This window comes from Variovorax sp. 01T439_2 (genome assembly GCF_056398445.1).
Map to the genome: position 1 here is coordinate 1 of NZ_JBFTPJ010000250.1, position 6,622 is coordinate 6,622.

6 protein-coding genes are annotated in these 6,622 nt (G+C 62.6%); all 6 read left to right on the forward strand.

The features are described 5' to 3' along the window. The coding region (locus AC1DOC_RS13795) for a hypothetical protein (RefSeq protein ID WP_478129943.1) at window positions 1–335 on the forward strand (335 nt) is incomplete at its 5' end. Further along, complete coding sequence (locus AC1DOC_RS13800) at window positions 332–2,713, forward strand: xanthine dehydrogenase family protein molybdopterin-binding subunit (protein ID WP_478080943.1); 2,382 nt, start codon at window positions 332–334, stop codon at window positions 2,711–2,713. The genes AC1DOC_RS13795 and AC1DOC_RS13800, both read left to right, overlap by 4 nt. Continuing rightward, window positions 2,710–3,561, forward strand: coding sequence for an FAD binding domain-containing protein (locus AC1DOC_RS13805; RefSeq protein ID WP_015867059.1), 852 nt, complete (start codon window positions 2,710–2,712; stop codon window positions 3,559–3,561). Before AC1DOC_RS13800 ends, AC1DOC_RS13805 begins: the two co-directional genes overlap by 4 nt. Window positions 3,562–3,567: 6 nt before the next feature. Beyond that, window positions 3,568–4,785 carry a xanthine dehydrogenase family Fe-S subunit gene (locus AC1DOC_RS13810; RefSeq protein ID WP_478080944.1) on the forward strand — a complete coding sequence of 406 codons (1,218 nt, stop codon included), beginning with the start codon at window positions 3,568–3,570 and terminating at the stop codon, window positions 4,783–4,785. Window positions 4,786–4,906: 121 nt separating this feature from the next. Then, window positions 4,907–5,713 carry an alpha/beta fold hydrolase gene (locus tag AC1DOC_RS13815; protein ID WP_436311542.1) on the forward strand — a complete coding sequence of 269 codons (807 nt, stop codon included), beginning with the start codon at window positions 4,907–4,909 and terminating at the stop codon, window positions 5,711–5,713. 84 nt (window positions 5,714–5,797) lie between these two features. Continuing rightward, window positions 5,798–6,328, forward strand: coding sequence for a MarR family winged helix-turn-helix transcriptional regulator (locus AC1DOC_RS13820; RefSeq protein WP_015867056.1), 531 nt, complete (start codon window positions 5,798–5,800; stop codon window positions 6,326–6,328). The last annotated feature ends 294 nt before the right edge of the window (window positions 6,329–6,622 follow it).

The window sequence follows — 6,622 nt, forward strand, 5'->3', positions numbered from 1 at the left end:
GCGTTTACACTCTTGATGTGCACCTCTTGATGTGCACCGAATCAGTGAGTTTTCCGTGTCAGGGTTTTCATCAAGAAACGCCGCCTTCACACGCACGCATCGCGCGTCTATACTTTTGCATGTGTACTGTCATAAAATGGAAGAAGATCGTGAATGGCCTGCTGACACCGCGATGCAAATGGTGGAAAGCTGCCGGTGAACATCTTCTTGATGAGTGCCGATCGTGTGGGCAAGCACGCGCCGATGTGGCCTGGGAGGTGCCTGGTCAGGACCGCCGTGCCGCACATCCTGTGCGGCGCCCGGAAAAAATGAGTCAAGCAAAAGGAAACGCATGAACCAAGCAGACATTCCGGCGAGAGTGCTCAAGCGCGAGGGCATCGGAGCCCGGGTGCCTCGCAAGGAGGATGCGCGCCACATGGTGGGCAAAGGCAACTTCGTGGGCGACTTCGTGCTGCCGGGTCTGCAGGAGGTCGCGTTCCTGCGCAGCCCTCTGGCGCACGCCACCATCACGGGTGTCGAGATTCCGGAAGCGCTTGCGGGGAAGGTGTTCCTGCGCGAGATGATGCTGGATGCAGCGGACATCGGTTCCCCTTCTTCGCTACCCACATACCAGTACTCGGCCTTGCCGCCGTTGGCTTCGGGCAAGGTCCGGCACGTGGGAGAGGCGGTCGCCATGGCTGTTGCGCCAACGCGTGCAGTGGCGGAAGACCTGCTCGAAGAGGTGCAGGTCTCCTATGACGAGCTGCCCGTCTACCACGGCGCCGAGTCTTCTCTTGCGGCGACGGGAGACTTCCTTCATCCTGGGTGGAAAGACAATGTCTTTCTCACGCTCCGGGCCAATCGCGACTTCGACGAACTTGCCGCGAAGGCGGAAGTGAAGGTCAGCCGCACCGTCGAGCTGTCGCGTCAGTGCATCGTGCCGCTGGAGGGCAAATCGGTACTGGCCTACTGGGACTTCCAGGCCGATCAACTGGTGGTCGTCAGTGCGACACAGGTCCCGCACCTGCTGCGCGTCGGTATCGCCCAGCACCTCTCGATGAACGAGGAGGCGGTACGCGTGGTGTCTCCTGACGTGGGAGGCGCCTTTGGCTACAAGGGGCAGCTGTACCCTGAAGATCTGTGCGTTGCCTGGCTGGCCAAGACGTACCGGACCCCGTTTCGCTATCTTGAGGATCGACGTGAGCACCTGATCGTCGGCGCCAACACGCGGCAGCATCATTACCAGCTCACTGCCTACGCGGACCGCACGGGAAAGCTCCTCGCTTTGGACGCCGTCATCACCATCGACGGCGGCGCTTATTCCTACTATCCCTTCTTCGTCGGTCTGGAACCTGGGCAGGCGATCGGCAACCTGCCGGGCCCCTATACCTTCCGTGGCTATCGCTGCGAGACCCTGTGTGTCGCGACCAACAAGCCGGGCTTCATGGCTTACCGCGGCGTGGCGCGCACCGGCGTCTGTTTTGCGATCGAACTCCTCATGGACGCCGTGGCGCGTGAAGTGGGCCGAGAACCATGGGAGGTTCGCATGGACAATCTCGTCCCGGCCGCCGCCATGCCTTATGTCAACGTAGCCAACAAGCACTTCGACAGCGGCGACTTTCCCGCGAGCCTGCGTCGCGCCGTGGAGATGATCGGACTCGCTACAGTCCGTGAGCGGCAAGCCCGGGGAGAGCCGGACAGACGTCGGATCGGGTTCGGCACGGCAACCTACACGGAGCAGTCTGCGCACGGCACGACCGTGTTCGCCAACTGGGGGTTGCCGGTGGTGCCTGGTTTCGATCAGGCGGTCGTCAGGATGACCGCGGATGGCGGGCTGGAAGTGCGCGTCGGCGTGCATTCGCACGGCCAAGGCATGGAGACCAGCTTTGCGCAGATCGCCAATGATGTACTTGGGATCCCTGTTTCCCGGATCCGGGTGGTGCATGGCGACACTGCGCTCACACCCTTCTCCTCAGGGACCTACGCCTCTCGGGCCACCGTCATGTCCGGAGGCGCCATCTCGACGGCGTGCAAGGAACTGTTGCCTCGCATCCAGTCGATCGCCGGCTATCTCATGGAGGTGGACCCGCAGACCGTCGCTTTGGTCGAGGGGTTTGCTGTCGCCGGGGAAAAGTCGATTCCCCTGTCCGCAGTGGGCGGTGCGTGGTACCTCACGCCACAGGACCTGCCTGAGAACGTTCATCTCGGTGGACTGGAGGTTTCGCGTGCGTACAAGCCCAAGGTCGACACAGGTACCTTTACCTATGCCACCCATGCCGTGGTGGTCGCTGTCGACACGCAGACGGGCGAGGTCGAGATCCTCGACTACGTCGTCGTCGAGGATTGCGGCACCATGGTCAATCCGATGATCGTGGAGGGGCAGACCATCGGGGGCATCGCGCAGGGCATCGGCACCGCGATGTATGAAGAAAGCCCATACGACGACCAAGGCCAGCCCCTGGCTTCCACACTGGCCGACTACATCTTGCCTGGCGCCACGGAAGTGCCGCGCATCCGCATCGAGCACTTCGAGACACCTTCGCCTCACACCGAATTCGGCGCCAAGGGCGTGGGGGAGGGGGGCGCGATCGCGCCGCCGGCGGTGATCTTCAACGCCGTGAACGACGCGTTGCGAGGCACGGGTGCGGCCGAGGTGCTGATGACGCCTCTGACACCGCGTCGCTTGCTCAAGGCCCTCGAAAGGGCGGAGCTGCAACAGGAGCTCGTCAAATGAAGGCGGCGAAATTTGCATACACGCGGGTCTTTGACGTGGATGAGGCGATCGAGGTGCTGGCCAAGGGTGGCGGCACGGCCAAGGCGATGAGCGGAAGCCAGTCCCTCGGTCCCATGCTCAACTTGAGACTGGCGCGACCGGCGCAAGTGGTCGACGTCGCTCATATCGCAGTGCTGCGCGCCGTCAGTCGCAAGGGCGAGTGGGTCGAGATCGGCGCTGCCGTCACGCATGCCGAGATCGAAGATGGTGTGTACCCGCCGCTGGCGGCGCATCCCATGCGTCAGGTCGCGGGAGGCATCGCCTACCGGGCGATCCGAAGCCGCGGCACTGTCGGAGGCAGCCTGGCGCATGCGGATCCGGCTGCGGACTGGGTGGTGACGCTCGCTGCACTTGGTGCCCGCATCGTGCTCAGGTCGCCGCGCGGCGAACGCACGATCGAGGCGGACGGCCTCATGCTCGGCGCCTATACGACGGTGCTCGAGGCTGACGAGTTGATCGTGGCCGTTCATGTGCCATCCGAGACGCCGAGCACGCGCTGGGGGTATCACAAGGTCTGTCGCAAGCCTGGCGAATTTGCCGAAGCGAGTGCAGCGGTTTATTTCGATGTCTCGCGCAAGCGAGCATGCGTGGTTCTGGGGGCCGCAGACGGGCCACCGATCCTGTTGAACGAATTCGCGGCGGAAGTTGCCAGCAAGGGTGCGCAGGCCGCAGGGCGTGACAAGGTGAGCGCGGCCGTCGGCCTCGCGCTTCCTGATCGCGACGGCATCGACCGAAAGCTCTTCACGGCCTGCGTCGAGCGCGCCCTCGAGCAGTCGGGCGTTTTTTCCAACCACGAGCTAGCGGAGTAAGAAGACTTGAACCCCATCTCTATTCAGGTCAATGGCCGCGGCTTCAGCCGGCAGGCGGAACCACGGATGCATCTTGGTGACTTCCTGCGGGACGAACTGCGCCTGACAGGAACCCACCTTGGCTGCGAGCATGGCGTCTGCGGCGCATGCACGGTGCTCGTCAACGGGCAACCGACGCGATCGTGCATCACTTTCGCCGTGGCATGCGAGGGCCAGGAGGTCACCACCATCGAGGGCTACGACGATGATGCAGTGATGCAGAAGCTGCGTCCGGCGTTCACGCGCCGTCACGCACTGCAGTGTGGGTTCTGCACACCCGGAATGCTCACCACGGCGCGCGACATCGTGCTGCGCCTGCCCCACGCCGACGAGGCGCGCGTGCGCCTCGAGCTGTCCGGGAACCTGTGCCGTTGCACCGGATACCAGGGCATCGTGGACGCCATCCTGGATGTGCTGCAACAGCAGCGCGACACCCCCGACGCGCAAGTCGAAAAGCTGCGGCAGACGCTGAGCCTGCCGCGAACCATGGCACTGGGCCCGGTCACGACGCCGAGCCAGGCGCAGCCGCCCGCGCGTTCGACCGCCAAGCCGCCCATGGCGGATCCGGTGGCTGCCGCGGAAATGGCGGAGGTCGATCCCGTCGCGATGGCCAAGGCCAAGGCCAAGGGCAACGCGATCGAAGTGCATTTCGATGTGCCCTATCCGGCCGATCAGGTGTGGGAGTTCATGGGCGACCTGCCTGCGGTTGCATCCTGCTTGCCCGGTGCGACCATCGATTCGCACGAGGGAGAGAGGGTCAAGGGCACCATCGCGATCAAGTTCGGTCCGATGTCGGCGGCCTTCGCCGGTGCGGCGCGGCTGGAGCGTGACGACGCTGCCAGGCGCGCGGTCTTGCGCGGTGCGGGCCAGGACAGCCTGAGCAAGTCGCGCACCCAGGGAGACATCACCTATCGCCTGGAAGCACTGACGGCCGGCAGCACGCGTGTGCACGTGGACATGATCTACGCCCTCCAGGGTCCACTCGCGCAATTCTCGCGCTCCGGACTCGTGAAGGATTTCGTGCGCCGCATGGTCGCGGACTTCGGAAAACAGATCACGCGAAGGTTGGGCGGGCAAACGGTTGCGTCCAATGAACCACAACCCACGGTTTCCGTCGCCGGGATGATGTGGAGCGTGCTCTGGAGTCGCATCCGTGGCTGGTTTGGAAAACCGCCGCAGCCCTGACATGGCTCGCTCCAGGTGCGAAGAGCAACCCACGCGAGCGGTTGGATGGTTCTTTCACCGCAGCTTCCAACGCGACGCAGGATCCCTGCATACGGGCGAGTGAATATTTTTCGGAGTCTCAATGAGTTCGTTTCTTCATGGCTATCACGTGCGTGCGAACGGGGTGCGGCTGCACCTCTTGCGCTACGGCGGGCAGGGCCCTCGACTGCTCCTGCTGCCGGGAATCACGAGTCCTGCAATCACCTGGGGCTTCGTCGCCGAGCGATTGGCTCGGCACTTCGACGTCCATGTCCTTGATTTCCGGGGGCGCGGTCTGTCCTTCAGCGCGCCGGGGATGGTCGCGAGCCTTGATGCCATGGCGGCCGACGTGCTGGACCTGCTGAATGTCCTGGAATGGTCGTCCGTGACGGTGCTGGGTCACTCCATGGGCGCCCGCGTGGCAATTCGCGCCGCGGCGCGCGATCCCGGACGCATGGCCAGGCTGCTGCTTGTCGATCCGCCCATGTCCGGCCCGGGCCGCCGACCTTACCCGGTCCCTCTGGCTTGGTATGTCGAGTCGATCCAGATGGCCGTCAATGGCATCACGGCCGAGGAGCTTCGCCCCTATGCACCCACGTGGACAGATGAACAATTGCGGCTGAGGGCCGAATGGCTCCATACCTGCGACCAGGATGCCGTTGTCCAGGCGCATGCTGGCTTCCATGAGGACGACATCCACGCCGATCTATCCAAACTGCAGACGCCGGGACTTCTGATGGCGGCGGGCCGAGGAGGGGTGATGTTGCCGGAAGACCTTGCTGAGATCGAGACTCTCGCGCCTGGATTGTCGCAATGCACGGCCTTGAACGCCGGGCACATGATCCCGTGGGATGACGAGGAAGATTTTTATCGCTTGCTTGGTGACTACCTGAAGGTCGACCTGCGCTAGCGCAACCTGAAGCGCGGTTTGGTTTTCCATTCACCCTCAAGGGAGTCGATAAACTCGTCGGCTGACACCTTCAGCGATCTCGAGATGATGACAAAGCGTTCTCCCGCTCAGAAAAAGACAGTCGGCTCGGCCGATGTGGCAAAGCAACCGGTCCTGGAGCCTTTCAATCCGTTGCGCCAGGTCATGTGGCGTCGCCCGGGTTTCCTCATCCGCAGGCTGACCCAAATCGGACAGGCGATCTTTTTCGATCTATGCAAGTCCGAAAGCATCACTCCGCTTCAGGTAGGCATGCTGACGGCGCTTTCGATGAACCCTTGGCTGGATCAGAAAGCGATCGGTCGAGAGCTTTCGCTGGACAGGACAACGACGGCGGAAGTGCTCAAACGTCTCGGTGACAAGGGGTTGGTCGAAACCCGCGTCAACCCGGACGATCGTCGATCCAGGCTTTCGGTGATCACCACGGATGGGCTCAACCTGATCAATGACTTGCAAGAAAGCATTCACCGCTCCCAAGAACTGCTGATCGAACCGCTGTCGCCGGAAGATCGCGTTGTTTTCATGAGGTTGCTTGCGCAGCTCGTCGATGCGCATGAAAAGAAGGAAAAGGGAGCTTGAGTCGTCTGACGGAGTTTTCGTCTTTCGCAGACTGATGAATATCGGCGCACTGATTTCTTTCAGCGCCCGCATCCCTTGCTGATCGTTCGCAGCAGCTGCCGTCTTCGTGCGACTCGGTATCTCCGTGCATCGGTCTTCTGCTGGATTTCTCTGGCTGCCTTGAGAGTCGTGGGAAGCCGTCAAAGGTCAAGCTGTTGGCCGTCGGTTGATCCGCACGCAAGTTGTGTTTACTAAGTAATTTGGGACTGCTTCTGGAAGCAGGATTGAGATGAGCTACACCGCCCCCCTCAAGGA